The organism is Cohnella caldifontis, assembly GCF_029360585.1.
Classification (GTDB): domain Bacteria; phylum Bacillota; class Bacilli; order Paenibacillales; family Paenibacillaceae; genus Cohnella; species Cohnella caldifontis.
The window spans coordinates 77,610-102,535 of the sequence record NZ_JAQZSJ010000019.1 but is presented as its reverse complement, the minus strand read 5'-3'; the positions used below and the strand labels follow the sequence as shown (position 1 = coordinate 102,535).

Genomic DNA, 24,926 nt, shown 5'->3' with positions numbered 1-24,926 from the left:
CTCGTTCTCCCGGCTACCGCCATCATAGAACGCCTATAAAAATAGGCCAACCAGAAATCTCTGGCTGACCTGATAATACGAAAAACGACCCCCTAAGGGTCGACGAGACGGTTGGTGAAGCCGAAACCGGGATTCTTAGATATTCATGGGTGCCCATTCCGGCATTCCAAAGATGAATCACATACCACCTGGAGCACATATTCATTCACCCGAATTGTGTAAAAAAGTTACATAAAAGCATCGCATTTTTGGGGTTTCGGCAGAGTTACATAAAAAAGTTACATAAAAGCATCGGGTTGACGGGATTTCGGCAGAGTTGTGTAAAAAAGTTACATAAAAGCATCGCGTTGACGGGATTTCGGCGAAGTTGTGTAAAAAAGTTACATAAAAGCGTCGCCTTGACGGGATATCGGCGGAGTTGTGTAAAAAAGTTACATAAAAGCATCGGGTTGACGGGATTTCGGTGGAGTTATGTAAAAAAGTTACATAAATGCATCGCGTCTATGGGATTTCGGTGGAGTTGTGTAAAAAAGTTACATAAAAGCATCGCGTTTACAGGATTTCGGCGGAGTTTTGTAAAAATGTTACAAAAAAGCGTCGCCGGATCATGATTCTGTTGGAAATCCCAAACCCATTCATTACGCCAGACGACCCCAAATTGGATTTAAGGATTTTCAACAAAAAACCGGCCCCAAAGGGCCGGCAACCAGTGCGAAATTGCTCTGCAGCATGTTCATTAGAAATCCGGGGTCCCCAAAAAAGAATCGGAATGCGCTTCGAAGGCACTCTAGACTTTCGGCGGTCTTAGTCCAGCTTGATCTTGAAATCGAGCAGTCCCGCCTTGCGGGCCGCCATGAACACGATAACGACGATCGGGCCGAGAAACACGCCGATCACGCCGACCAGCTCATAGCCCACGTAGAGGCTGACCAGCGCGGACAACGCGCCGATGCCGACGGCGTCGCCCAAAATTTTCGGCTCCACGATGCGCCGCACGACGGTAATGACGATGTACAGCAGCAAAAGGCCGATCCCTTCGACGATGCCTCCGGTCGCCATCTCGTAAGCGGCCCAAGGCACGATGACGGAGCCGGTGCCGAGGATCGGCAAAATGTCCACGGCGACGATCAGCAGCGAGATCGCCAGCGGATAGCCGGTTCCGATGATCATGAGGCCGAGGAAGCAGATGACGTAGGTAATGACGCTGAGCAGCAGCTGCGCCCGCAGGAAGCCGAAGACGGATTTGCGGAGGCTGACCAGCACCTGGTCCATCTGCCCGCGGGATTTCTCCTCGAACAGGGAAAGGAAAGACGATTTCATCTGCGGCAAGCTGAGCGAGAACAGATATACGGCGACGAGGAACACGATGAAGAAGACGAAAAAGTTCGGAATGCCTTTGGCGAAATTGAGCAAGGAGGAAGCCAGCGTATTGGACAGGTTGGACAGCGCGTCCGTCAGCTTGGAAACCCAGCTCTCCAACTGGCCGGGCACCGGGGCGGCCCCGCCGCTGGTATAGGACTGCGCGCGCTCCAGCAAAGTCTCCACGTAAGCGCTGGCGTCTTTCAGGTACCCCGGCACGTTCTGCATGAACGCCGTCAGTTCGGCGACCACTTTCATGCCGATAAGCGCGGCGGCTCCGAGCAGCAGCGCGGTGAAGATCGTGCTGGAAATGGTGGAGGCGGCGAGCCGGTTCATCCGGGCTTTGGACATGAGAAGCTGCGTCAGAGGCTCCAGGAAAATGGCGACGACGAGCGCCAACAGGAACGGAGCTCCGGCCGTGAACAGCAAATACAGAAATACGAGGGCAAAGACGATCAGCATGAATTGGCGCAGCGGCATGAACCAGCCCCCTTCCTTTTCGATCCGTTACTCTCCCGTCAATGGACGCCTTCGGGCGCGGCCTCGGACGCCTCGGCGGGCGTCTGGTCACGGTAAATATGCACCCTTTGAACGCGGAGCCTTTCGATTTGGGCAATCTCGAACACATAGCCGTACCGTGCGATTGTTTTGCCTTTGGCGATATTGCCTTCAAGCAGGTTGAACAGCCAGCCGCCGATCGTGTCGACTTCCTCGTCCTCGATCTCGAGACCGAACAGATCGTTGACGTCTTCGATCAGCATACGGCCTTCCACCGAGGTGATGTCGCCCTTCACCACGACGCTGGGCAGTTCGTCGTCGAACTCGTCCTGCATTTCCCCGACGAGCTCTTCCAGAATCGTCTCGGCCGTCATCATGCCGGCGGTGCCGCCGTATTCGTCGATGACGATCGCCAGCTGGGATTTGCGGCGCTGCATCAGCTTGAGCACCTTGCTGATTTCCATCGATTCCGGCACGCTTAAGATGGGACGCAGGAATTCCCGCAAATCGTGCTCTTTGTCCGGATCCGCGGTCAGCAAGTCGGTGATGTGCACGAACCCGATGATCTGGTCTTTGTCCTCCACGGCGACCGGGTATCGCGTATGCTTCGTCGCGTACACGACCTTCATGTTCTCCGCGAACGTCTCCGTCGTGAACAGGCAGTCCATGTCCGTGCGGGGCAGCATCACCTCGCGGGCGACGCGGTCCGCGAATTCGAACACGTTGTCGAACAGCGTCAGCTCGTCTTTGTCGATGATGCCGCTCTTGGCGCTCTCGTTCATGAGGATCCGGATTTCTTCTTCCGTGTGCGCCGCTTCGTGCTCGCCCGCCGGCTCGACGCCGATCAGCTTCAGGAACCCGTTCGCCGCCCCGTTCAGCGCCCAAATCACCGGGAGGAAAATGCGATGGAACAGCAGCAGCGGGCCGGAGAGCACCAGGGAAACGCCGACGGATTTCTGGATCGCCAAAGACTTTGGAGCAAGCTCTCCTAGTACGATATGCAGGAACGTGATCAAAGCGAACGCTACGATATACGAAATGGTGTGGATGACGGTTTCATCCGTGACGCCGAATTCGTGCAAGAGAGGAATAACGATCAAATCCGCGATCGCCGGCTCCCCGACCCAGCCGAGTCCCAGTGAGGCCAGCGTGATCCCGAGCTGCGTGGCGGACAGGTAGACGTCAAGCTGCGAGTTGACTTTCAGCGCGTACCGCGCCAATTTGTTCCCTTCGTGCTCCAGCTGGGTCAGCCTGGATTGGCGCACGCGCACCAGCGCGAATTCGGAAGCGACGAAAAAACCGTTTAATAATACGAGAACCAAGACCAGCAGCAGGTTGAGGACGATGCTGCCCCAATGGAAAGTTTCCAAGATGCTTTTCGCTCCTTCTCATGCCTTCCGCCCCCGATCCGGGGACGGAGGGCAATCGCCGGTCAGATCAAAGCCCGCCGGCTGGTGAAGTCTATGCTTGGATAGTACATGTCGGCAACGAGCAGATTGGGCCCGCAGCAAGCGGCTTCGGGACAATGGCATCCGACTCCTTGCTGAAGCGGATGCCGCTGCCAGCGCTCGAACACGTCGTCCAACTTCTCGGTCCGCACGTTGCCGAACGGGGGGATGGAGGCGAAATCCGTCACGTACACGTCTCCGCTGAACAAATTGACGTTGACCCGGTTGCGGCCGTCGGGGTCCCCGCGAACCGTCACCCCGGGCTCCGTCCGCAGCCGTTTCACGAGCCGCCGTTCTTCCGGATCGTCGCTGCAGGCGAAAAACGGCAGCGTCCCGAACAGCATCCAAACGCCGGGATCCCGGACGTCGAGCAGCGTTTCGATGGCTTCGCGCATTTGCTCTTTCGATAATCTAGGCAAATCCGAAGCGAAAGAGCTCGGATACATCGGATGCACCTCGTGGCGCCCGCAGCCCATTTCGACGATGAGCCGGTGGATTTCCCGCATTTTGCGCCAGGTCCGGAAGTTGATCATCGATTCGGCCGATACGAACAACCCGCCTTCGGACAGCCGGCGGGCGTTGTCCATCATCCTCCCGTACATTTTGCCGGCGGTCTCCGGAGAGACCTCGCGGCCCATACGGGCGAAGCCGACGCGGTGGAAATCCGACGCTTCCGTATAGTTGAACGAAATATGCATGACGTCCAGATAGGGAGCGATCCGCTCGTAGCGCCCGTAATCCAGCGTGACGTTGGAATTGAGCTGGGATCGGATCCCCCGGCTGCGGGCGTACTTCAGCAAGGGCAGCAAAACCCCGTTCACGGTTTCTTCCCGGAACGTAGGCTCTCCGCCCGTCAGGCTGATCGTTTCCAGGTGCTCCACTTCGTCGAGCCGGCGCAAAATAAGGTCGATCGGCAATTGCGGGGCTTCTTGCATCGTCAAGCTGTCTCCCACCGCGCAATGCTCGCATCTCATGTTGCACAGATGGGTAACGGTAAACTCCACGCTCGTCAGCCGGTGGCGACCCCAGCGGCGAAGCGAGCGGAGCGGATCCCATGGATCGTTGGAAGGGGATATAGGCGGAAAGTCCGCCGGCGGCGCGAAAGGAAGCCCGCCGGCGGACCGGAATGCGGCTTGCATGCGGCAATGCTCCTGTCTAGGCATGATTTTATTGTTAATTGTAATGTTCGGGCACGGACAAAGCAAACCCGGCAAGCAAACAGAAAGGGACCGTTTCCCGCCGGATGGTGCTGCGGCGGACGGTCCTCAATGACGCTTAGGCGAGCAGCACGCTGCCCTTGTTCTGTTCCTCGAAATCGATGCTGGTCACCATGACGGTCAAATTTTTGGACAAATCCATGTCGAAAGGCTCGCCCAAATCGCGGCCTTCTTCGTCCGTCAGCACGCGGACGACCGGGCGGTGGGCGCAGGCGGCGTTAATGTCCACGACGACGGCGCGGTGTCCGGTATTGAGCTTGACCCCGATCCCGATCGGATAGATCGCGACGCGATCCCGGAACAATTTGAGCATCGCCGTATCGTACAGCGTGCCGCTCCCGGAGTACAGCGCCTCCACCGCTTGATGCGGCAGCATCGCTTTGCGGTATACCCGATGGCTCGTCATCGCGTCATAGGAATCCACGATCCCGATCAGCTTGGCATAGTCGTGGATTTCGTCTCCTTTGAGTCCCCGAGGGTAACCGGTCCCGTTCAGCCGTTCATGATGCTGCAACGCGCAATGGGCGGCCAGCAGCGGAATGCCCGGTTCGTCCTTGAGCAAATAAAAGCCCCGCTCCGTGTGCCGTTTCATTTCGTCGAATTCGTACGAAGTCAGCATGCCCGGCTTGAGCAGCACCTGCATGGAAATTTGGGTTTTGCCGATATCGTGGAGCAGCGCTCCCAGCCCCAGGGTTAACAACTGGTCGGAATTGTATCCCATGGCGATGCCCAGCATGGTCGTGTAGACGCAGACGTTCAATGAATGCGCGAACAGATAATGGTCGACCGTCTGCATGTTCATGAGCATGATCATGGCGTCTTCGTTCCGGCCCAGATCTTCCATGATCATCTGGATGACCTGCCGGATGTTGCGCCCGATATAGGGGTACGTCGTCGATTTGCGCCTGCCGGGCTGTTCGGTGAACTCCCGGAACGCGTTGCGGATTTCCCCGATGGCCCGCCGTTGCGTCTCGTCGCTGAGCAGCTGGGGGATTTCGACGTCGCTCATTCTCGGATCCTGGATATACAGAAAACTGATTCCGCATTCTTCCAAACGGCGGATCAGGGTCGATGTCAATTCCACTCCTTCTGCGAGCAATACGATGCCGTCGTCTGAGAAGATCTTTTTGGCAAGCTTCATTCCCGGTTGACAGAGAGAAATCGGCATCATACGCATATCTTCAAGCACCCCTTTCCGGTTCCGAGCCGTCTGGCGGATCCTGATCTCGCTGCTTCGCAGCCATATTTTTAAATGTAAGAGATTTCCGTGATTCCGGCAATCTATTTTTCGATATTTTTCGGCAAAATCCTCCCTGGAAACGCAAAACCCCCGCTCCCTCCCCGCGTAAGCGGGAAGAGACGGGGGCGTTCGGATATAGGGAGCGGATTACCGCATGATGAACCAATAGAACAGCGCGGCCAGCACGAAGCGGTACCAGGCGAAGTATCTCAGTTTGATCTTCTGCAGCACCTTGAGGAATCCGACGACCACGATCCACGCGACCGCGAACGATACGATGAATCCCGTCACGAGGAATCCGACGTCTATGGCGCCGGAGCGGAATTGCTCGAGATTGTCGAGCAGCTCGTATCCGGTCGCGGCGGTCATGATCGGGATGGCGATGAAGAAGGAGAAGTCCGCGGATGCCCGGTAGCTCAGACCCGCCAGCATCCCCCCCGCGATCGTGGAGCCGGAACGGGAAAAGCCCGGCCATACCGACACGCATTGAATGAGGCCGATGATCAGCGCTTGCTTGTAGGTAATGTCGTCCAACGTCTCGGAGGTGCGTTTGATTTTGCCCGAATCGTACAGCGCTTCGGCGATCCACATGTAAATGCCGCCGACCACGAGCGCCCAGAGCACCGGCGCGGTCGAGAAGCCGAGGTCCTTGATCGGATGGCGGAACAGGAACGCCACCGCCAGCGGGGGAACGATGCCGAGCAGGACATGGATCAGATTCATTCTCCGTTTCGGCAGCGATTGGACGGAAAGCCCTTTGGCCGTTTCGATGCCCTTGAAACCGAGAACTTGGAGAATCCGCCGCCAGTATACGATGGCGATGGCCAGGATCGCGGCGAACTGGATGACCACTTCGAACGATTTCAGCTCGTCCGGCGTGCTTTGGCCGTATCCCAGAAGCTGATTCGTCAAAATCATGTGCCCCGTCGACGAGACGGGCAAAAACTCGGTTAATCCTTCTACAATCCCTAAAATGATGGAATCGTACCCGTGCAGCATGCCGTTACTCACTCTCCCGATAATTTCTTTACGACGGACGTTCGCCGGTCAGCCGAATCCGGCGCCAACGGGCGCCGCTCAGCAGTTCTTCGTCGCCCAGCCCTTCCCAAAGCAGCTCCCGGATGAATTCGGGCAGCACGTACTTCACGTTGCGTCCGTTCCGAAGCCCGGCGTAGCCCGCGCCGAAGGTGAACATGTCGAGCGTCCCGACCTTGTACGCCCGATCCGGATCCAGCCGTTCGCCGCCGACGCGGACTTCCAGCACCCGGTCATAGGGCATACGGGACAGATCCGCCGTTCCTTCCAAACCGTCGAAGCATAACGTCCCCAGCACGCGCCCCCGGAACCCGAACCCTTTGATTTCCAAGCCGGCGAATTCCGGCAGCAGGCTTTCTTCCATTGCCTGCAACAGCTCCCGGCCCGTCAACTCCATCAGGCAGCAGTTAATCGGGGAAGGACACAACGCGTGGACCCTCTCTTCGGTCACGGGGCCGGCCGGCAGCGCGCCCAGAAACTGACCCGCGTTGACCAGCCCGATCTCCGCGCCCGTCTTTCTGCGCACGATTTCCGCCAGCAGCACGGACAGCGGCGACTCCCGGTCCGGCGCCCAATCGAGCGGCTCCTTGAGCTCGGCGACGACCCGGCTCATCCGCCGTTTGGCCGATTCCCGCCCGGCCGCGATGATGGATTCCGCTTCCGCATCGCGGGGCCAGCCCTCCGTGGACAGGCACCCGCCCCGGATTTCCGCGCGGTCCCCGCCGGCGTCGCGGGAAATCTCCAAATGGCCGGCGTACATGCCGAATTTTCCGGCCGCGGACATCATCGTGCCGCCGACATCCAGCGGTTTCTCCAGCAAATGGTGCGTATGCGCCCCCAGGATCAGGTCGATTCCCCGAACGGACGCGGCCAGACGCTCGTCCTGGCGCAAGCCGAGATGGGACAGAACGATGACGATGTCGGCCTCGGAACGGATTTTGGCGACTTCGGCTTCCGCCGTCTCGATCGGATCGGCCGCGGACCAGCCGAGCAGGCGGTAATAATCGTTGAACGGCGCCGTAAGGCCGATCAGCCCGACGTTCCATCCCGCCTTGCGGATCAAAAGCGATGGCTGGAGCCACTGCACCTTCCGCTGAGGGTCCAGGGGACGGAAATTCGCGCAGACGACCGGGATCGGCAAGCCGCCGTAGAAGGCATCCAACTGCTCGAATGTCATCGTCAACCCTTCGTTGTTGCCCGGCAGCACCGCGTCGTATCCGATCGAGCAAAGCAAATTCCGGTTGACCTCGCCGCCGGTCCCTTCCGTCTCCGGGCGCGCGCGGTCCAGAAAATCGCCGCAGTCGACGACCAGAAGCTCGTCGGCCGGAACCCGGCTTCTCATCCGTTTGACGTATCCGGCGATCTGCGCGGCTTGTTCCAGATGACTATGGATGTCGTTCGTATGCAGCAACGTGAATCGGGCGCTCACTTCGGAATCCCTACCCTCGCCGGCGTTTCGGTCGCGCCGGATTTCTTTCCTAGCATAACACTTTCGGGGACGATATGGTATGCTTGCAAAAGGAAAAGCGGATCGATAGAAATCCGGATCGCGAAAGGAAGTGTCGACGTTGTCGAACGGTTGGAACCTCGCCTTGTTCGCCGGACTGGCAGAACGGTTCGGCTCCCGGTCCCTGCGGCTGGATTGGCCGGAGCGGGAACTGACGGCCGGCCGGCTCAAGGCGAAACTCATTGACTTATATCCCGAACACGCGGAGCTGATCGCCTCCTCGTTCGTAGCCCGGAACCAGGCGTATTCGCACGACGAAGAAACGATCGGCTGCGAGGACGAACTGGCGCTCCTTCCGCCGGTATCGGGCGGAATGGAAGACGCCGGGGGAACAGGCGGCGGCGTGACGCGGAACCGATTCGCCGTCGTGGAGCATGCGATCGACGTGAATGCCGTGGCGGCATCCGCTTCGCATCCCGATCACGGCGCCCTGATCGCTTTCGTCGGCACGACCCGGGAATGGACCGGCGGCAAACGCACGGTCACGCTGGAGTACGAGGCTTACGTCCCCATGGCGGAATCGGCGATGCGCGAGATCGGCGAAGAAATCGCCCGGCGATGGCCCGGCACCGTCACCGCCATCACCCACCGCATCGGCACCGTCGGCATCGGGGAGATCAGCGTCGTGATCGCGGTATCCTCCCCCCATCGGGCGGAAGCATATGAAGCGAGCCGATATGCCATCGAAAGCTTGAAACGCACGGTTCCCATCTGGAAGAAAGAAGTGTATGAAGACGGAACCGAATGGAAGGGGCACCAAATGGGGCCTTGGAATCCAATGAGCCGGGACGAATAACCGCAGCATCAGCCGATCGGCAGCTTGGAGCGGAGCGCTTCCAGGCTGCCGATTCTATTTTATGTTGCAAGACCTCCCAATCCTTGGTAGCATGAGGCTAGGAAATATTTCTCAAAAAAAGGCCGTCATTCGACCCATTTCGAGGTGTGAAATGAGAGTTCACATCAAAGACCTGCAGGCTGGAGACCGTTTGTCGGAGGACGTATTCACTCCGCACGGTCTGCACGTGCTGACTCAGGGAGCGACATTGGATGAGAGCGCTCTCACACGCCTACACCGGCATTCCATCGATTACGTGGAGATCGAAAGCAGGGTCCAAGCCGTTCCCGCACCCGTAGAAGACAACGCCGTCACGGCGCTTCAACTGCGGCCTCTGTATCAGGAAGCCGTGTCCGGATTCGAGTACATGTTCGAGAAGGCATTGGAAGAGGGGAAAGTCTACGAAGAGGATCTGAAAATGAGCTTTCAGCCTCTGGTCGACAATTGCAAGGCCGAAAAAGACGTCGTTTCCCTGCTTCTCCTGTTGAACAGCCAGGACGATTATACTTACCAGCATTCCGTCCAGGTCGGGATGCTCAGCTATTACATCGCCCGCTGGATGGGATGGGACGAGCCGGACGCCGTGCAAGCCGGGAAAGCCGGGTTCCTGCACGACATCGGCAAATGCCGGATCCCCGACGCCATTTTGAACAAACCGGCCCGATTGACCGACGAGGAATACGAGGAGATCAAGAAACATCCGGAATACGGCTACGAGATCCTGAGCGAATCCTACGTCGAGAACGAGCTGGCTTTGGCCGCCTTGCAGCACCACGAGAGGATCAACGGCACGGGCTACCCGAACCGCATCACGGGAGAGAGCATGCATCCCCTCTCCAAAATCGTGGCTGTCGCCGACACGTACAGCGCCATGATTTCGTCGCGGGTTTACCAAGAGAAGAGGGACTTGCTCGTCGTGCTGAAAGAGCTGTACCGGTGCAGCTTCGGCGAACTTGAACCCGAAGTGGTGCATACGTTCATCCGCCACATGCTGCCGAATTTCATCGGCAAAAAAGTGGAGTTGACCGGAGACGTCACGGGAACGATCGTTTTGAATCATCCGACCGACTTCTTCCATCCCTTGGTACAGACGGAGCAATCCTTTATCGACTTATCGACCAACCGAGACTACGAGATCTTGCGGATCTACTTGTAGAATCGCTGTCGAGATAAAAACGGTCCTTGCTCGCACCGAGCAGGGACCGTTTTGTTTAGATAACGCGTTTGGCGAACAGGAACGTTCTTTGGTAATACGGCTGGTTGATATTCGTGATTTGAACGCCCCGCCCGCCGGCCGGACTGGCATGCAGCATCTTCCCGCCGCCCATGTAAATGCCGACGTGGCCGACGGCCGTCTGGCTTTTGAACCTTCCCGGCACGTTGAAGAACAGCAAGTCGCCCGGCAGCAGCTCGTCGCGGGACACCGCGTCGCCTTCTCCGGACTGCTCGCCGGCCGAGCGGGGCATGTCGATCCCGACATGTCCCATGACCCGCTCTACGAACGAAGAACAGTCGAACGTTTTGCCCGTTTCGTACTTCGGCGCTCCGAATTGATAGGGAACACCCAAGTACCGTTTGCCATAAGCCAATAAATCCGCCGCTTTGGCGCCGGATGCCCCGGCGCTGCCGGCCGGCGCGTCGGCGAACGCTCCGCCCGCTGCGCTTGCCGCATGCAGGACCGGATGCGGAATGACGGTCATCCCGGCGGAGCTTGCGGAGAACGAAACTTCTTGTCCGAATACGCGTTCCAGCGCGGACGCGGGGATCCACAAACGCCCGCCTTCCCGCACGGCCGGGGCCGGGATGCGGTGGGTGCGGCCCGCCCGGATCACTTGGCTTTGCCCGGTCTTCCAGGTCCAAATCGGATCGTGATCGCCGATCGCGAACGTTTTGCCCTTATCCAGCCATTCCCCGTGGTACCCCATGGCCGTCGCTGCATCGGACAATGCCACGTACGGGGTGTTGTGGATCGTATGGAACGAAAGCGTTCGGCGGCCGTTCAAGCGGTTCGCGTCGGACTCCGCTTTCGTCCGGATGTTCGGTTCGTTCATCGATCCGTGTTGTTTGAGATTCCGGGTATCGCCGGGATTGAACACGGCGCAGCCCGCGAGCGCCGCGGCGATCGCGAAGACCGCTCCCCCTCGGATCATCGCTTTCCGGTATTCGGCGGTTATTAATTTTTCAATTGCCATTTCGGGGCCTCCGTATCGATCTTCGTTTTCCCGTAGTTTCCCCGGAAAACCAAAAAAAGAGTCACGCGAGGTGACTCTGAAGGAGGCAAAAAAAAAGGTTATGAAGAAAAGTTGCAAAAGACGATAGCGCCTCTTGCTATATTTCAGTATATCGGATTCTTGCCCTTTCTTCATTCGGAGGTTGTTGGAATCGCTGCCGCTTCCCCCCTTGCCTTAGTGGGGTTCAAGATTCCGCGACGGCGGACATTTTCCGGGACGTCGATAATAAGCTGGCCTTCTCCAGGACGTCCCGGAAAGAGAGCTTGGAAAAGTCCGATTCCCGGTGCACGTCGACATGGCCGACCGCCGACGAAACGGCGATGCCGCCCACGGCTACCGGCTGGGCGGCGTATCGGACCAGTTCCTCCGCTTCGGTCTCGTTCCCCAGCGTGATCATGACGAACTCGTCTCCCGCGTACCGGCTAAGGAAATCCCGTCCCTCCGCGACCGCCCCCGCCAGCCGGTCGGAAAATGCCCGTATGACGTCATCCCCGAAAGGATGGCCGTAACGTTTGTTGATGAGGCCGAATTCGTTCAGATCGATGAACAGCAGGTGGAACGGTTGTCCTCGCTTCAAAAACTTGGCCCCGATCGATTGGATATAGGGTGCGCGGTATAAACCGGTCAGCGGATCCGCGTATTGCGACAACTTTATCGCGATCTCTTCCCGGGTTACCAATCCGGCCAGTCGATCCCCGTCCATGACCACGACGCGTTCGATCCCATGCCGGTCCATGATCTTCACGGCATCCCACACGAATTGGTCGGAAGACACGGCAATCGGTTCCGGCGTCATCGCATCCGCGACGATCCGGTTGGGATGGGAAGCCCGGATATCGCGCGACGTGATGATCCCGCATACCGTTCCGTGGTCCATGACGACCAACGAACCGACTTTCCGCTCGTTCATTCGTTCCGACGCGTACGCGATGCTTTTGCCCGACGAAATGGTATGTACGGAAGTCGTCATCAACTCGGACACTTCCATTACAATTCGACCTCCCGCTCGACCGAAACCGTGATTTTCAATTCCGATCGCAGCACCATGGTGTCGTGGATCAAACGTTCCGCTTCTTCCAGCACGATTTTCATGAGAACGTCCCGGTCCAGCATTTGCAAAATCGAATTGCGGACGAGCACGGCTTCGATCCGCGGATGATCGAGTTTCAAAATCGTGAATTGCTCGGGAGACAGGGCTTCGGCCATCCGCCGGACGGCTTCGGGGCCGATCGGCGCCCTCTTTCCGATGATCAACAGGTCCTGCATGGGGGGAACTTCGAATTCGGAGATTTTCAGCGAGAGCGTCGCTCTTCGCGAATACAAACTTTTTTCACCCATCTTGCGTTCGGCCTCCAATATCAGTCCGCGGCGACGTTTTTTCCGAGTTGCGAAGGTTTCCCCAGCAAAAATCCTTGCCCCAAAGGCACGCCAAGGGAAGAGGAACAAATCAAATCCTCTTGCATTTCGATTCCTTCCAAAATCAGCAACGACTCATCCTTGCAGTATTCCGCGAAAAACCGGATCAGTTTTTGTTTGTTCGGATCATCGGATAATCCGCAAGCGAAAAACTTATCCAGCTTGATGAACTCCGGCAACAACTCCACGATTTTCCGGAAGGTCGTGGTCCCTTCCCCGACGTCGTCCAAGGCAATTCGGAACCCTTGCCGCCGCAGCTCCCGGATTCTGCGATAGAAGACGGGATCGCTCCAATAGCGCCCTTCCGCCACGGATTCGTTGAGCTCGAACACGATTCTGCGGCAGTAAGGCTTGAACTTGAGCATGAAGCCGTTCATGAATTCGGGGAAGGCGTTCCCGGTGACCGTCGAAGGATAAATGTTGACGAACAAAACCTCGTCTCCGAGCCGAATGTTCGGGTCGGCGAAAAAAACGGATGACGAGTGGTCGATCGACCACATATCCACTTTCGGCAACAAATTCCGATAACGGTATTGTTGCAGGATGAAGTCCGGACTTTCCCCCGTTTTACTGCGGATTAACGCCTCATATCCGAACGTTTTTCCGCCGGGGATTCGCTGAATCGGTTGGAATTCATGGTATAGGGAGTCGAATTCGATCTGTTCCGCAACGTTGTTCATCGGCTTTACCTTTCCGTTATTAGGCTAATGGAAAAAGCTACCCCGCAAAGGAGTAGCCCTGCAGCAACAATTTCGGTGACTAAGCCGCCATAGACGAAATGTCCTTAGGCCTTGAGTTTTGCGCCCCATCCTTTCGGATGGTTTGCCCTTTTCGATTGTTCGGTTTGCCCGCGTACCGCTAACGAAAAAGAAGAATCCGCGCCGACAGCGCCTCGCTCGTTTTGATTTAACCCTATCGTCCTATATATTCGGCAAAGTTCAACAAATTCCTTCCTGCAAGATGGATCAATTTACACATTACGACAATTCCCCCCGCCGGAAGTCCCGCGCACAGGGAACTACTCGGCTTCGTTTTTGGGTAAAAAGAAAGGAATCCGAAGATCGCTCTTCGGATTCCTCCGGGAGTAACGCGTTGGGGCATTAGCCGATGCTGCCTTCCATCTCGAGCTTGATGAGACGGTTCATTTCGACGGCGTACTCCATCGGCAGTTCCTTGGTGAACGGCTCGATGAAGCCCATGACGATCATCTGCGTCGCTTCCGCTTCCGAAAGGCCGCGGCTCATCAGGTAGAAGAGCTGATCCTCGGATACTTTGGAGACGGTCGCTTCATGCTCCAGCGTGATGTTGTCGTTCAGGATTTCATTGTACGGAATCGTATCGCTCGTCGACTGGTTGTCGAGGATGAGCGTATCGCATTTGATGTTCGCTTTGGCGCCTTCCGCGTTGCGTCCGAAAGAAGCGAGCCCGCGGTACGTCACTTTGCCGCCGTGCTTGGAAATCGATTTCGACACGATCGTCGAAGTCGTGTCCGGAGCCAGGTGCAGCATTTTGGCGCCCGCGTCCTGGTGCTGGCCTTTGCCGGCGACGGCGATGGAGAGTACCATGCCTTTGGCGCCGCGGCCCTTCAGGATGACGGCCGGGTATTTCATCGTCAGCTTGGAGCCGATGTTGCCGTCGACCCACTCCATCGTCGCGTTCTCTTCGGCAACCGCGCGTTTGGTGACGAGGTTGTAAATGTTCGGCGCCCAGTTCTGGATCGTCGTGTAGCGGACGCGAGCGTCCTTCTTCACGATGATCTCGACGACCGCGCTGTGCAGCGAGTTCGTGCTGTAGATCGGCGCCGTGCAGCCTTCGACGTAATGGACGAAGCTGCCTTCGTCGGCGATGATGAGCGTGCGCTCGAACTGGCCCATGTTCTCCGAGTTGATCCGGAAGTACGCCTGCAGCGGGATTTCGCATTTGACGCCTTTCGGAACGTAAATGAAGCTGCCGCCCGACCAAACCGCGCTGTTGAGCGCCGCGAACTTATTGTCCGCCGAGGGGACGACCGTGCCGAAATGCTCCTTGAAAATTTCCGGATGCTCGCGCAGGGCGCTGTCGGTATCCATGAAAATGACGCCTTGCTTCTCGAGGTCTTCCTGCATGTTGTGGTAGACGACCTCGGACTCGTACTGGGCGGAGACGCCGGCCAGGAACTTCTGCTCCGCTTCCGGAATGCCCAGCTTGTCGAACGTCGCCTTGATTTCTTCCGGCACTTCCTCCCACGTCTTGCCTTGCTTCTCGGAAGGCTTCACGTAGTACTGGATGTCGTTGAAATCCAGGTCGTCAAGGTTGCCGCCCCAACGCGGAAGCGCCATCTTGTTGAACTGCTCCAGAGATTTCAGGCGGAAGTTCAGCATCCACTCGGGCTCGCCCTTCATCTCGGAAATCGTGCGGACGATTTCCGGCGTCAGTCCCTTGCCGGATTGGAAGACCGCTTTGTGCTCGTCGCGGAACCCGTATTTGTACTCTTCGAATTCGATTTGCTTCGCCATGACGATATCCCTCCTCTTGTCCCCGTTTAATTTTCGGTGCCTTCGTGCTGCCCGTGTCCGTGCTCCACGCCTTTGCGCAAGGCGTTCCAGGCCAGCGTCGCGCACTTGATGCGGGCCGGGAACTTGTTCACGCCGGACAGGGCTTCGATATCTTCGTAATCGTCGAACGAAGCCTCTTCGCCCTTCATCAGGGACGAAAATTGGTCGGCCAGTTCGAGCGCTTGCTCCGTGCGTTTGCCTTTGACCGCTTCGGTCATCATCGAGGCCGAGGACATGCTGATGGAACAGCCTTCCCCGGTAAAGCGGGCGTCCTTCACGATGCCGTCCTCGATCTGCAGCTGCAGGCTGATGCGGTCGCCGCAAGTCGGGTTGTTGAGGTTGACCGTGACCGAGCCATCCTCCATCGTCCCGCGGTTGCGCGGATTTTTATAATGGTCCATGATGACGCGGCGGTACAAGTCGTCGAGATTACTCATGGCCGAAAAACTCCTTTGTTTTGACCAACGCGTCCGCGAGCCGGTCGACGTCCTGCTCCGTATTGTACAAATACATGCTGGCCCGGGCGGTCGAGCTTACTTGGAGCCACCGCATGAGCGGCTGGCAGCAATGGTGGCCGGCACGGACGGCGATGCCCTCGGTGTCGAGCACGGTCGCCACGTCGTGTGCATGGACGTCGCCGAGGTTGAAGGTGACGAGACCGGCGCGCTCTTGCTTCGGACCGTAGATCGTCAGTCCCTCGATGGCGCTGAGGCGCTCGATGGCGTAGGCGGCCAGCTTCTTTTCGTGGGCTTCGATCTGCGGCAAGCCGACCTGCTCGAGAAAATCGATCGCGGCCCCGAGTCCGACGGCGCCGGCAATGATCGGCGTTCCTCCTTCGAACTTCCACGGAAGTTCTTTCCAAGTCGATCCGTACAGCTCGACGAAATCGATCATCTCGCCGCCGAATTCGACCGGCTCCATCCTCTCCAGCAGCTGCGCTTTCCCGTACAGCACGCCGATGCCGGTCGGTCCGCACATTTTATGCCCCGAGAAGGCGTAAAAGTCGACATCCAGCGCGCGGACGTCGATTTTCATGTGCGGCGTGCTCTGCGCGCCGTCGACGACGAGAATCGCGCCGCTCTTGTGCGCGATCTTGGCCATCTCCGCGACCGGGTTGATCGTCCCGAGCACGTTCGATACATAGGCGACGGCGACGATTTTCGTCCGCTCCGTCACCGTGCTCTCGAAGTCGGCGAGGGAGATCGAACCGTCTTCCTGCAGCGGCAAATATTTCAGCGTCGCTCCGGTGGCTTTGGCGGCTTGCTGCCAAGGGATCAGGTTGCTGTGGTGCTCCGCCGGGGAGATGACGATTTCGTCGCCTTCCCGCAGCGTTTGGCGGGCGTAGCCGGAGGCGACGAGGTTCAGCGAAGCCGTCGTCCCCCGGGTAAACACGATTTCGCGCGTGCTCGCCGAGTTCAGGAACCTCGCCGCCTTCTCGCGGGCGCCCTCGTAGGCGTCCGTCGCCCGGGAGCCCAGCGTATGGACGCCCCGGTGGACGTTGGCGTTGTCCCATTCGTAATATTTGCGGATCGCCTCCAGCACGACCCTCGGTTTCTGGGTCGTCGCGGCGTTGTCCAGGTAAACGAGCGGGTGCCCGTTAACGTCTTGGTGCAAGATCGGAAACTCGGCTTTCAGCGCGATCGGGTCCATGTTACCCCAGCTTTCTCTCCAGAATTCGATGAAGTTGTTCGCGCAGGCCCGCGAGCGGAATTTCGGATACGACGGGATCCAGGAAGCCGTGGATGATCAGGCGCTCCGCTTCCTTGCGGCTGATGCCGCGGGACATCAGGTAGTGCACCTGGTCGGCATTCACTTGTCCGACGCTGGCGGCGTGGCCCGCCTTGACGTCGTCCTCGTCGATGAGCAGAATCGGGTTGGCGTCGCCCCGGGCTTTCGGGCTCAGCATCAGCACCTTCTCCGTCTGCTGTCCGTTCGCTTTGGTGGACCCGTGTTCGATTTTCGTAATGCCGTTGATGATGGACGTCGCTTCGTCTTTCATGACCGCGCGGGTCACCATGTCGCTCTCGGAAGATTTGCCGATGTGCTGGGCCCGCGTCGTCAGGCTGATCCGCTGGCTGCCCGTTCCGACGCAAATGATTTTCGAGTCGGAGGCGGAGCCGTTGCCTTGCAGCACCGAATTCGTGTCCGTCAGCGTATTGCCGTTATGCAGATCGCCGACGATCCATTCGACGCGGGCGTCATTGTCCAGTACCGCGCGGCGGTAAGAAACGTCGACGACGCCGGCATCCATATGATGCACGGCGGCATACCGCACATGCGCGCCGGATTTGGCGAAAATTTCTACGGCCGCGTTATGCAGCAGCGTCCGGCCTTCTCCGGCGTTCAGTTCGGCGGCTGCCTGCTCGACGAACGAGACGCGGCTGTTCGTGTCGGCGACGATCAGCACGTGCGGCATGAACGTCGCATCCGCGTCATCGGCGAACAGCAACGCTTGCACCGGGAATTCGATATCCACGTTGCGAGGCACGTACAGGAACACCCCGCCGTTCCACAGCGCCGCATGGACCGCGGCCAGCTTGTGCTCGTCTTTCTTGTATGCGGTCATGAGATGCTCGCGAACCAGCTTCTCGTGCGCGCGGGCCGCTTCTTCCAAGCTCGTCAGGACGACGCCTTTGGCTTTCAGTTCCTCGGACAGCCGCGTGAATACGACGGACGAGTTGTGCTGCACGATCAGCGCGCCCTGCGTGTCTTCGGGCAGCAGTTCCGCGATCGCGGCCGGCAGATCCGCCGCGGAGGAGACCGTCTTGCTCGGACGATCCGTTCCGTATTGGTCCAGCGTCCAACGGGTCAGCGGCATTTTCTCCGGTTTGGGCAATTCCAGCTTGGCGGCCAACTCTCCCGCTTCCTCCCGCCAGGCGATGAGCCATGCCGGCTCGTTCTTGCTGCGGGACAACGCGGCTGCTGCTTCCCGGCCGAAAGAGGTGGTCGGTGTGCTCATGTTCGTCTAACCTCCCTTGTCCTCTTACGCCTGCTGCACCGTCTCGTCGACGATGCCCAGCTCTTCTTTCACCCAATCGTAACCTTCGGCTTCGAGGCGCTCCGCCAGTTCCGGTCCGCCGGACTTGACGATGCGGCCTTGCATCATGACGTGCACGAAATCGGGCTTGATGTAGTTCAGCAAACGCTGGTAGTGCGTAATGACGAGGAATCCGCGTTCTTCGGAACGCATCGCGTTCACGCCGGCGGCCACGATCTTGAGCGCGTCGATGTCGAGGCCCGAGTCGATTTCGTCCAAAATGACGAGTTTCGGCTCCAGCATCATCATTTGCAGAATTTCGTTGCGTTTCTTCTCGCCGCCCGAGAATCCTTCGTTCAAATAACGGTGCATGAACTCGGGATCCATTTCAAGCTCCTTCATCTTGCCTTCCATCAGGCGGATGAACTTGATCAGCGAAATTTCGTTGCCTTCGCCGCGGCGGGCGTTGATGGCGCTGCGCAGGAAGTCCGCGTTCGTGACGCCCGTGATTTCGCTCGGATACTGCATGGCCAGGAACAGGCCGGCGCGGGCGCGCTCGTCGACTTCCATTTCCAGGACGTCTTCGCCGTTCAGCGTCACTTCTCCGTCGGTTACTTCATATTTGGGATGCCCCATCAGCGCGGAGGCCAAGGTGCTCTTGCCTGTGCCGTTCGGACCCATGATGGCGTGGATTTCTCCGCCTTGGATCTTCAGATCGATTCCTTTCAAGATTTCCTTGCCTTCGATGGTCGCTTTCAGACCGCGAATCTCGAATTCGGTGGACATTCTCTTAACCTCCATGTGTTCTCTCCGGTGCGCTTTCCGAAACTGAGGCAGCCTGCTTCGAAATTTGCCGAATAACCGGAACGGAATTGATCCTTATTTAGAATAATTATAAAGTGATTCTCACTGATTCTCAATCTAATTTTATGAAAACTCCTTGAAAAAAGCAAACCGGGCTTGGTTTCGCGGTTTTGCGCCTGCAAGCGGCGCGCGGCTTCTGTCCGTTCTTGCGGAAAACCCGTTCGAATCGGCGGTCAGTCCCGCGATTTCCGCGACGGATGACGGTGCGCGGATCGATTGATTTTTGTCCTTAGAATGCCGAATTTCCGGACGAAAAGCAATAACTCGTCCGGAAATTCATTGCGGCTATGCAATCGCCCGCCAAGTGCAAGAACACCATGGATGCGACTTAGTCAGCCGGAGATCCCCGGACGGCCCGAAACACCGCGTCCGTCAGTTCGGCGAACCGGCGGTCGTCCAGCACGGGAACCGGCAGGGGCGGCGGAAGCCCTTCCTCTACGCGCAGCCAGGACTTGCAGCCGGCATAAGCTTCGCGCAGCGGAACTTCAGCCGGCTCCGCCAAGCGGTACACCCGCAGCACGAGCACGTGCAGAGGTTTCGTCTTTTTCCATTTCAGCCGTTCCTCGGCATAGTCTTCCGTCCAGATATGCAGATCATTCAGCCGCCTGAGCGTCTCGGCGTCGGTGATTTCGATGTCTTCGGCGGCTTCCGCGAAGCACGTAATCCGCACCCGCCCCGGCAGGCTTTCCGCTTCCTGCCGCACCGCCTCCAAATCCCGCGCCGCTTCGGGCTTGATCAAATGCGGCTTCTGATGCTCATACGACGGGAACAAATAAAATCGGGGGCTTTCCAGCCGGAACTCCCGCGTCTCCTCCGCGATGCCGCCCTTGCGCAGCACGACCGCCTGCCGGCCTTGCTCCAGCGCCCGCACGGCGACCGCCCATTCCCGGAGCGCGATCGGGTTCTCGTTGTCCGTCATGCTCGTCGTTCCTTTCCTTTTCTCGTTGCTTCCATTATAACACGCGTTTCGAATCCGCCGCGCCGAATCTCATTCGGCCAACCGCCGTTCGCCCCCATCGTGCTGTCTTCTCCACAGCCGGGCATACAGACCTTCCGAAGCAAGCAATTCCTCATGGCGGCCTTGCTCCGCAATCCTCCCCTGATCCAGCACGACGATCTGGTCGGCATGCCGCACGGTCTTGAGCCGATGGGCGACGACGATGACGGTTCGGCCTCGGACGAGCCGGTCGATCGCTTGTTGAATTTCCGCTTCGTTCTCGGGATCGAGGGACGCCGTCGCTTCGTCGAGCAGGATGATCGGCGCGTTTTTCAGCATCGCCCTGGCGATGGAAATCCGCTGTTTCTCCCCGCCCGACAGCGTGTTGCCTCCTTCCCCGACCATGGTGTCGTACCCGTTCGGCAGCTTCATGATGAAATCGTGGCAGCAAGCCAGCTGCGCCGCCGCTTCGATTTCCTCGCGCGTGGCGCCTTCGCGTCCAAACCGGATATTGCCGGCGATCGTATCCTGAAAAAGGTACACGTCCTGAAACACCATCGATACGTTCTGCAGCAACGCTTCCGGGTCCATGGCGCGGAGATCCTCCCCGCCCATCGTAACCGTTCCCCGGTCCGGGTCGTAGAAACGGGCGATGAGCCGAAGGACGGTGCTTTTGCCGCTTCCCGACGGGCCGACCAAGGCGGTGAAGGTGCCCGCCGGCATGCGGAGGCTCACGTCCCGCAAGATCGGTTGATCCAGGTAGCCGAACGTCACGTGCTTAAGCTCGATATCGTGATGAGCGGGAGGCTTTCCCTCTCCTTGCATGACCGGCTCCCGCAACAGCTGCGCCATCCGTCCGCCCGCCTGCTCGATATAGCGAAACTCGGCGTAACCGGCAAGCGCGGTCGTCAGCGGATCGTAGATCCGGGTTCCGATGATGAGGAACGCCGCGAAGTCGACGAGATCCAGGCTTCCGCCGAGCAGCAGACGGACGCCGATCATGACCATCAAGGTCAGGCCGGCGCGGATCAACCCGATCGCGCTGAGCATGATCGGCCCCAGCATCCCTTCGAAGCGGATGCTCTGCCGCATCCATTCCCGCAATGACCGTTCCAGCCGGACAAAACGATCTCCGGTCATGTTATAGGCTTTGATGACCCGGATCCCGCTCAAGTATTCTTGCAGCCGGCCGCCGGCATCGATTTTGGCCCTCATATGCGACAAGCCGAGTTGGCGCTGGATTCCGGACGTCAGGGCCAGCAGCAGGATGGCCGCCGGCAGCGCCGCGAACAGGGACAGCCCCAGGCGCCAGTCGAATAAAGACAATCCGGCCAAGGCCAGTACCGGCATGACGACGCCCCCGATCATCTGGGGAATCACATGGGAGATCCCGTGTTCCACCATGGAAAAATCGCTCGTCATCATATGGGCCAGTTCGCCCGGATCGCGCTTATTCAGGTACCCCAGCGGCAGCTTGCGCAGGTGCTCGGCCAGCCGGGACCGTCCGTCTACCGCCGCGCCGTAAGCGTCGCGGTATTGGGCCCGGTAGGCAGGAACTTCGAAGGCGAACGAGAGCGCCATCGAAGCTGCCAGCTCGCCGCACACCCACCAGAGCCTTGCCGTATCGAGCGGAATTTCGGGATGGACGAACGGGGTGAAGATCAATCTCGCCGCCTCGACCAATAACGCGAATGGAATCATGCCTGCCAAATAGGCAACGGTCGTGAGGCATACCGGTTTGATCAACGAGCGCGGATTATCCGCCGTAACGTTGCGCAGCATGCGCATCATCCGCATCCGCCTCCCCTCTGATCGGAAGATTGACGGGGTCATGATCTCCCCGCTTGCCCATATGCCACTGAGCCGCCTGTCGGTAGGAATTCCACATGCGCCCGTACAAGCCTCCGGCCGAGAGGAGCGCTTCATGCTTGCCCCGCTCGACGATTCTGCCGCTCTCCATCACGAGAATCTGATCCGCGTCCCGGATGGTCGACAGGCGGTGCGCGATGACGAGAACCGTCTTGTTTTTCATCAAAGCTTTGAGCGCCTGCTGCATCTCGTGCTCGTTCTCCGGATCGGCGAATGCCGTCGCTTCGTCGAGCACGAGGATCGGGGCGTTTTTCAGGATCGCCCTGGCGACGTTGATTCGCTGTTCCTCCCCGCCGGACAAGTAGACGCCGCCTTCGCCGATGAGCGTGTCATATCCGAGCGGCAGGTTCTCGATGAACGCCTGGCACTGGGCCGCCCTCGCCGCGGCGTACACGGCTTCCGGCGGAGCGTCCGGCCGGCCGGCCGCGATATTGTTGTACACGGTATCGTGGAACAAAAACGAGTCTTGGAACACGAAAGCGACGGTGTCCATCAGATCGGCCGTCGACATCTCGCGGATATCCACGCCTCCGATGCGGATCGCTCCCATGTTCGCGTTCCAGAAACGGGGCACCAGATGGGCGACGGTCGATTTGCCGGCTCCAGACGGGCCGACGAGCGCCGTCACCTCCCCTTGGCGGGCGGTGAAGGAAACGTCCGCAAGCGCGTCGGTATCCGAAGGCTCCGTTCCGTAAGAGAAGAAAACCCGGTCGAACGCAATATCGAAAGAGGTCGGCTTCCTCGGCCGCTCGGGTTCCGGCAAAGGCTTCTCCTCCAAGATCCGGTCGAACCGCTCCACGCCCTCGCTAATGAATCGGATCGACTCCGCCAGGTACATGAATTTGAACATCGGCGCGGCGATGCCCGGCGCCATGACCAGGAAAAACAGCAAGGCGGACGCGGCGGTGACGCTGCCCGGATCGCGGTTCAACAAGAAAACGCCGACCGGCAAAATAAACGCGGCTAACGAGTTCAGAAGCACTTTGAAGGTCAAATTGCCGTTTTGGAACAGCTCCGTGATTTTCACGCCGTGGTCGCGGTAGCGAACCATGTCCTGATAAAACTGCCGGAACGATCGGACGGTTTGCCCGAACACTTTGACGGCCGGCATCCCCCGCACGTACTGGACGGCGGAAGCATTCATCCGCTCCAGCGCGTCGAAGGCTTTCCCCAGCGTTTCCTTCGTCTTGGACCCGACCATGAGCGAGGCCATTGCCGCGAGGCCGATGGCCATCGGCACGAGGCACGCGATCGCCAGCCAAACGTCGAACGCGAACATGACGGCGATCATCAGGATCGTCGTGACCGCCGCATGAACGAGATCGGGCAATTGGTGGGCAATGAACGTTTCCACTTTATCCACGTTTTCCACCAGCGTTTTCTTGACGGCTCCCGTCGACTGGCCGTTCAACCAGCCGAGCGGCAGCTTGCCGATATGGCCGGTAAGTTTGATCCGGAGTCCGTACAGGATCCGGAAAGCGGCGATATGCGCCGTGAGTCCCCCCGCGTACATCGCGACCAAGCCGGCAACGAACCCGACAAGGGCGGTAACGCCCCAACGGATCATCTTCGCTCCGTCGGCCGAAGCCGGGGACGCCGCATGCTCCAGCAGCTCTTTCAGAATGAAATAGACGGACACGTAGGGCACCAGCAAACAGACGGCGCTAAGCGCGGAGAACAGTCCGGATGCGATGAGCAGCTTGCGCCTCTCCCCGGCGATTTCCAGCAGCCGCGCGATCCCCTTTTTCCGAGTCATTCAACCTCTCCCCCAATCGCGTTCGGAGACGGAACGGCCGCCTTTTTCCCGTTGAACGCCATAAGAAAAGATAAACCGATGAGCACCGCGAAAACCGTATACGGAGCCGACATATGCGCCGTATAAAGCGCGGTCCCGGCAACCGGTCCCAGGAAGGCGCCGCTTCCCTGCAAAGCCGCGACGTATGCCGCGACACCCCGTTGTTCATGATCTTGCACCGCAACCGAAGCGCTCGCGCCATATCCGAGCAATGCAAACCCGAAGCCGATTCCCAGTACGACGAAATTCACGTAGGTCAACCGAAGGAAAACCAGCAGCCCCAACAGCCCCAAGGCGACGATCGACAATCCGAGACGCAGCATCCGCTCCGGGCGCCGCTTCCAATATTTGCTGGCGACGATTTGCGCGGCCACGACCGTGACGCCCGCTACGGCCAGTCCATACCCGATCAATTGCGTCGTGGCTTGGGCATCATATCCGAGCGAATCTTGCACGTAGAAACCGATGGTCACCTGAAGGATATTGAGCGTGACGGACAGAAGAAGCCCGACCCCTAAATAAAACCGGATTCGCGGATCGAGCGGCGACAGCGAAGCGGCCGGCCGTTCTGGCTTGCGACCCGCTTCTTCCGGAATCAAAACCCCCAGCACGAGGATCATGACGAAAAGCAGGGTGGCAGCGGCATACATCGGAGCGGTCAACCCCATCGCGGCCATGACGCCGCTCATGGCCGGACCCAAAACGAAGCCGAGCCCGTTGGCGGTGCTGAATAAAGCCATCCCCTGCGTCCTCGTCTCCGGCGTCGTCCAACTCATCACGTAAGCTTGCGCTTTGGCCGGGATGCCTCCGAAGAAAAATCCCGATACCGCGCGAAGCAGCAGAAAGATCCAAAAAAAGCCCGGAGAGGCAGGGGTTCGGTTCCCCGCAAAATCGGCAAGCCAAGCGAAAACGACCACCGTCGCCAAATAGACGAACATGACGAAAGCGAGCATCCGTTTGCTGCTCAGAAAGGTCATTTTTTCCCAAAAATAGCCGCCGAGCAGCCAGAATAGCCCCGTCACGGACACCAGGCATCCCGATTGAAACTCGCTCAGCCCCAGATGGCGGGAGAGCGGGCCGATGATCGGATTGAACACCGCGATCGAGATCGTGCCGCACAGGACGATCAAAAACATCGTAACGAACCTGGTTTTCAAAGTTGTC

21 protein-coding genes and 1 riboswitch are annotated in these 24,926 nt (G+C 58.7%); of the genes, 2 read left to right on the top strand and 19 right to left on the bottom strand.

The features are described 5' to 3' along the window. Positions 1 to 804: 804 nt before the first annotated feature. The 6 genes from ytvI to PTZ19_RS20980 all read right to left on the bottom strand — a co-directional run bounded on the left by ytvI (position 805) and on the right by PTZ19_RS20980 (position 8,226). Positions 805 to 1,839 carry a sporulation integral membrane protein YtvI gene (ytvI, locus tag PTZ19_RS21005; RefSeq protein ID WP_276357560.1) on the bottom strand — a complete coding sequence of 345 codons (1,035 nt, stop codon included), beginning with the start codon at positions 1,837 to 1,839 and terminating at the stop codon, positions 805 to 807. 38 nt (positions 1,840 to 1,877) lie between these two features. Then, positions 1,878 to 3,227: a hemolysin family protein gene (locus tag PTZ19_RS21000; RefSeq protein WP_276357555.1), complete on the bottom strand. Its 1,350-nt coding sequence runs from the start codon at positions 3,225 to 3,227 to the stop codon at positions 1,878 to 1,880. Positions 3,228 to 3,289: 62 nt separating this feature from the next. Next, positions 3,290 to 4,444 carry a radical SAM/CxCxxxxC motif protein YfkAB gene (gene yfkAB, locus PTZ19_RS20995; RefSeq protein ID WP_276357551.1) on the bottom strand — a complete coding sequence of 385 codons (1,155 nt, stop codon included), beginning with the start codon at positions 4,442 to 4,444 and terminating at the stop codon, positions 3,290 to 3,292. Between the two features lie 136 nt (positions 4,445 to 4,580). Continuing rightward, the gene (locus PTZ19_RS20990; protein ID WP_339329348.1) at positions 4,581 to 5,606 is read right to left on the bottom strand and encodes an HD-GYP domain-containing protein; all 1,026 of its coding nucleotides are present in this window, start codon (positions 5,604 to 5,606) and stop codon (positions 4,581 to 4,583) included. Between the two features lie 303 nt (positions 5,607 to 5,909). Beyond that, the gene (locus PTZ19_RS20985) at positions 5,910 to 6,761 is read right to left on the bottom strand and encodes an undecaprenyl-diphosphate phosphatase (RefSeq protein ID WP_276357546.1); all 852 of its coding nucleotides are present in this window, start codon (positions 6,759 to 6,761) and stop codon (positions 5,910 to 5,912) included. Positions 6,762 to 6,789: 28 nt separating this feature from the next. Then, positions 6,790 to 8,226: a bifunctional metallophosphatase/5'-nucleotidase gene (locus PTZ19_RS20980; protein WP_276357542.1), complete on the bottom strand. Its 1,437-nt coding sequence runs from the start codon at positions 8,224 to 8,226 to the stop codon at positions 6,790 to 6,792. A gap of 139 nt (positions 8,227 to 8,365) precedes the next feature. On the opposite strand from PTZ19_RS20980, the gene PTZ19_RS20975 reads away from it, so the two are divergent. Both PTZ19_RS20975 and PTZ19_RS20970 read left to right on the top strand, forming a co-directional pair. Next, entirely contained in the window at positions 8,366 to 9,100 is a 735-nt protein-coding gene (locus PTZ19_RS20975; RefSeq protein WP_276357538.1) for a molybdenum cofactor biosynthesis protein, read from the top strand. A gap of 151 nt (positions 9,101 to 9,251) precedes the next feature. Beyond that, entirely contained in the window at positions 9,252 to 10,295 is a 1,044-nt protein-coding gene (locus PTZ19_RS20970) for an HD-GYP domain-containing protein (RefSeq protein WP_276357535.1), read from the top strand. A 55-nt stretch (positions 10,296 to 10,350) separates the two neighbouring features. Here PTZ19_RS20970 and PTZ19_RS20965 read toward each other — a convergent pair whose 3' ends face one another. From PTZ19_RS20965 to PTZ19_RS20905, 13 genes are all read right to left on the bottom strand, one after another. Next, complete coding sequence (locus tag PTZ19_RS20965; protein WP_276357532.1) at positions 10,351 to 11,331, bottom strand: C40 family peptidase; 981 nt, start codon at positions 11,329 to 11,331, stop codon at positions 10,351 to 10,353. Between the two features lie 223 nt (positions 11,332 to 11,554). Continuing rightward, complete coding sequence (locus tag PTZ19_RS20960) at positions 11,555 to 12,358, bottom strand: GGDEF domain-containing protein (protein WP_276357529.1); 804 nt, start codon at positions 12,356 to 12,358, stop codon at positions 11,555 to 11,557. Next, complete coding sequence (locus tag PTZ19_RS20955) at positions 12,358 to 12,708, bottom strand: hypothetical protein (RefSeq protein ID WP_276357525.1); 351 nt, start codon at positions 12,706 to 12,708, stop codon at positions 12,358 to 12,360. The genes PTZ19_RS20960 and PTZ19_RS20955 overlap by 1 nt, the downstream gene beginning before the upstream one ends. 20 nt (positions 12,709 to 12,728) lie before the next feature. Further along, a complete protein-coding gene (locus PTZ19_RS20950) occupies positions 12,729 to 13,466 on the bottom strand; it encodes an EAL domain-containing protein (protein ID WP_276357523.1) in 738 nt (245 codons plus the stop codon). 71 nt (positions 13,467 to 13,537) lie between these two features. Then, positions 13,538 to 13,623, bottom strand: a riboswitch (cyclic di-GMP riboswitch). A 263-nt stretch (positions 13,624 to 13,886) separates the two neighbouring features. Then, positions 13,887 to 15,281 (bottom strand): Fe-S cluster assembly protein SufB, encoded by a 1,395-nt coding sequence (gene sufB, locus PTZ19_RS20945; protein WP_276357521.1) that lies wholly within the window; start codon positions 15,279 to 15,281, stop codon positions 13,887 to 13,889. 26 nt (positions 15,282 to 15,307) lie between these two features. Next, positions 15,308 to 15,757 (bottom strand): Fe-S cluster assembly sulfur transfer protein SufU, encoded by a 450-nt coding sequence (sufU, locus tag PTZ19_RS20940; RefSeq protein WP_276357518.1) that lies wholly within the window; start codon positions 15,755 to 15,757, stop codon positions 15,308 to 15,310. After that, on the bottom strand, positions 15,750 to 16,970 hold the full coding sequence (locus tag PTZ19_RS20935) for a cysteine desulfurase (protein ID WP_276357516.1): 1,221 nt from the start codon (positions 16,968 to 16,970) through the stop codon (positions 15,750 to 15,752). Before PTZ19_RS20935 ends, sufU begins: the two co-directional genes overlap by 8 nt. Before the next feature lies 1 nt (position 16,971). Continuing rightward, the gene (gene sufD, locus PTZ19_RS20930; RefSeq protein WP_276357513.1) at positions 16,972 to 18,279 is read right to left on the bottom strand and encodes a Fe-S cluster assembly protein SufD; all 1,308 of its coding nucleotides are present in this window, start codon (positions 18,277 to 18,279) and stop codon (positions 16,972 to 16,974) included. Between the two features lie 24 nt (positions 18,280 to 18,303). Next, positions 18,304 to 19,083, bottom strand: coding sequence for a Fe-S cluster assembly ATPase SufC (gene sufC, locus PTZ19_RS20925; protein ID WP_276357510.1), 780 nt, complete (start codon positions 19,081 to 19,083; stop codon positions 18,304 to 18,306). A gap of 406 nt (positions 19,084 to 19,489) precedes the next feature. Continuing rightward, on the bottom strand, positions 19,490 to 20,080 hold the full coding sequence (locus PTZ19_RS20920) for a DUF1802 family protein (RefSeq protein WP_276357507.1): 591 nt from the start codon (positions 20,078 to 20,080) through the stop codon (positions 19,490 to 19,492). A 69-nt stretch (positions 20,081 to 20,149) separates the two neighbouring features. Then, positions 20,150 to 21,886, bottom strand: a complete 1,737-nt coding sequence (locus PTZ19_RS20915) for an ABC transporter ATP-binding protein (protein WP_276357581.1) — start codon at positions 21,884 to 21,886, stop codon at positions 20,150 to 20,152. Then, the gene (locus PTZ19_RS20910) at positions 21,855 to 23,723 is read right to left on the bottom strand and encodes an ABC transporter ATP-binding protein (protein ID WP_276357504.1); all 1,869 of its coding nucleotides are present in this window, start codon (positions 23,721 to 23,723) and stop codon (positions 21,855 to 21,857) included. Before PTZ19_RS20910 ends, PTZ19_RS20915 begins: the two co-directional genes overlap by 32 nt. Continuing rightward, positions 23,720 to 24,919 carry an MFS transporter gene (locus tag PTZ19_RS20905; protein WP_276357501.1) on the bottom strand — a complete coding sequence of 400 codons (1,200 nt, stop codon included), beginning with the start codon at positions 24,917 to 24,919 and terminating at the stop codon, positions 23,720 to 23,722. Before PTZ19_RS20905 ends, PTZ19_RS20910 begins: the two co-directional genes overlap by 4 nt. Positions 24,920 to 24,926: the final 7 nt, after the last annotated feature.

Bases quoted from the DNA above. Each gene is read 5' to 3' on its own strand.
- ytvI (WP_276357560.1), bottom strand. From the start codon at position 1,839: ATGCCGCTGCGCCAATTCATGCTGATCGTCTTTGCCCTCGTATTTCTG.
- yfkAB (WP_276357551.1), bottom strand. From the start codon at position 4,444: ATGCAAGCCGCATTCCGGTCCGCCGGCGGGCTTCCTTTCGCGCCGCCG.
- PTZ19_RS20985 (WP_276357546.1), bottom strand. From the start codon at position 6,761: ATGCTGCACGGGTACGATTCCATCATTTTAGGGATTGTAGAAGGATTA.
- PTZ19_RS20970 (WP_276357535.1), top strand. From the start codon at position 9,252: ATGAGAGTTCACATCAAAGACCTGCAGGCTGGAGACCGTTTGTCGGAG.
- PTZ19_RS20965 (WP_276357532.1), bottom strand. From the start codon at position 11,331: ATGGCAATTGAAAAATTAATAACCGCCGAATACCGGAAAGCGATGATC.
- PTZ19_RS20960 (WP_276357529.1), bottom strand. From the start codon at position 12,358: ATGGAAGTGTCCGAGTTGATGACGACTTCCGTACATACCATTTCGTCG.
- PTZ19_RS20955 (WP_276357525.1), bottom strand. From the start codon at position 12,708: ATGGGTGAAAAAAGTTTGTATTCGCGAAGAGCGACGCTCTCGCTGAAA.
- PTZ19_RS20950 (WP_276357523.1), bottom strand. From the start codon at position 13,466: ATGAACAACGTTGCGGAACAGATCGAATTCGACTCCCTATACCATGAA.
- sufB (WP_276357521.1), bottom strand. From the start codon at position 15,281: ATGGCGAAGCAAATCGAATTCGAAGAGTACAAATACGGGTTCCGCGAC.
- sufU (WP_276357518.1), bottom strand. From the start codon at position 15,757: ATGAGTAATCTCGACGACTTGTACCGCCGCGTCATCATGGACCATTAT.
- PTZ19_RS20935 (WP_276357516.1), bottom strand. From the start codon at position 16,970: ATGGACCCGATCGCGCTGAAAGCCGAGTTTCCGATCTTGCACCAAGAC.
- sufD (WP_276357513.1), bottom strand. From the start codon at position 18,279: ATGAGCACACCGACCACCTCTTTCGGCCGGGAAGCAGCAGCCGCGTTG.
- sufC (WP_276357510.1), bottom strand. From the start codon at position 19,083: ATGTCCACCGAATTCGAGATTCGCGGTCTGAAAGCGACCATCGAAGGC.
- PTZ19_RS20920 (WP_276357507.1), bottom strand. From the start codon at position 20,080: ATGACGGACAACGAGAACCCGATCGCGCTCCGGGAATGGGCGGTCGCC.
- PTZ19_RS20915 (WP_276357581.1), bottom strand. From the start codon at position 21,886: ATGCGCATGCTGCGCAACGTTACGGCGGATAATCCGCGCTCGTTGATC.
- PTZ19_RS20910 (WP_276357504.1), bottom strand. From the start codon at position 23,723: ATGACTCGGAAAAAGGGGATCGCGCGGCTGCTGGAAATCGCCGGGGAG.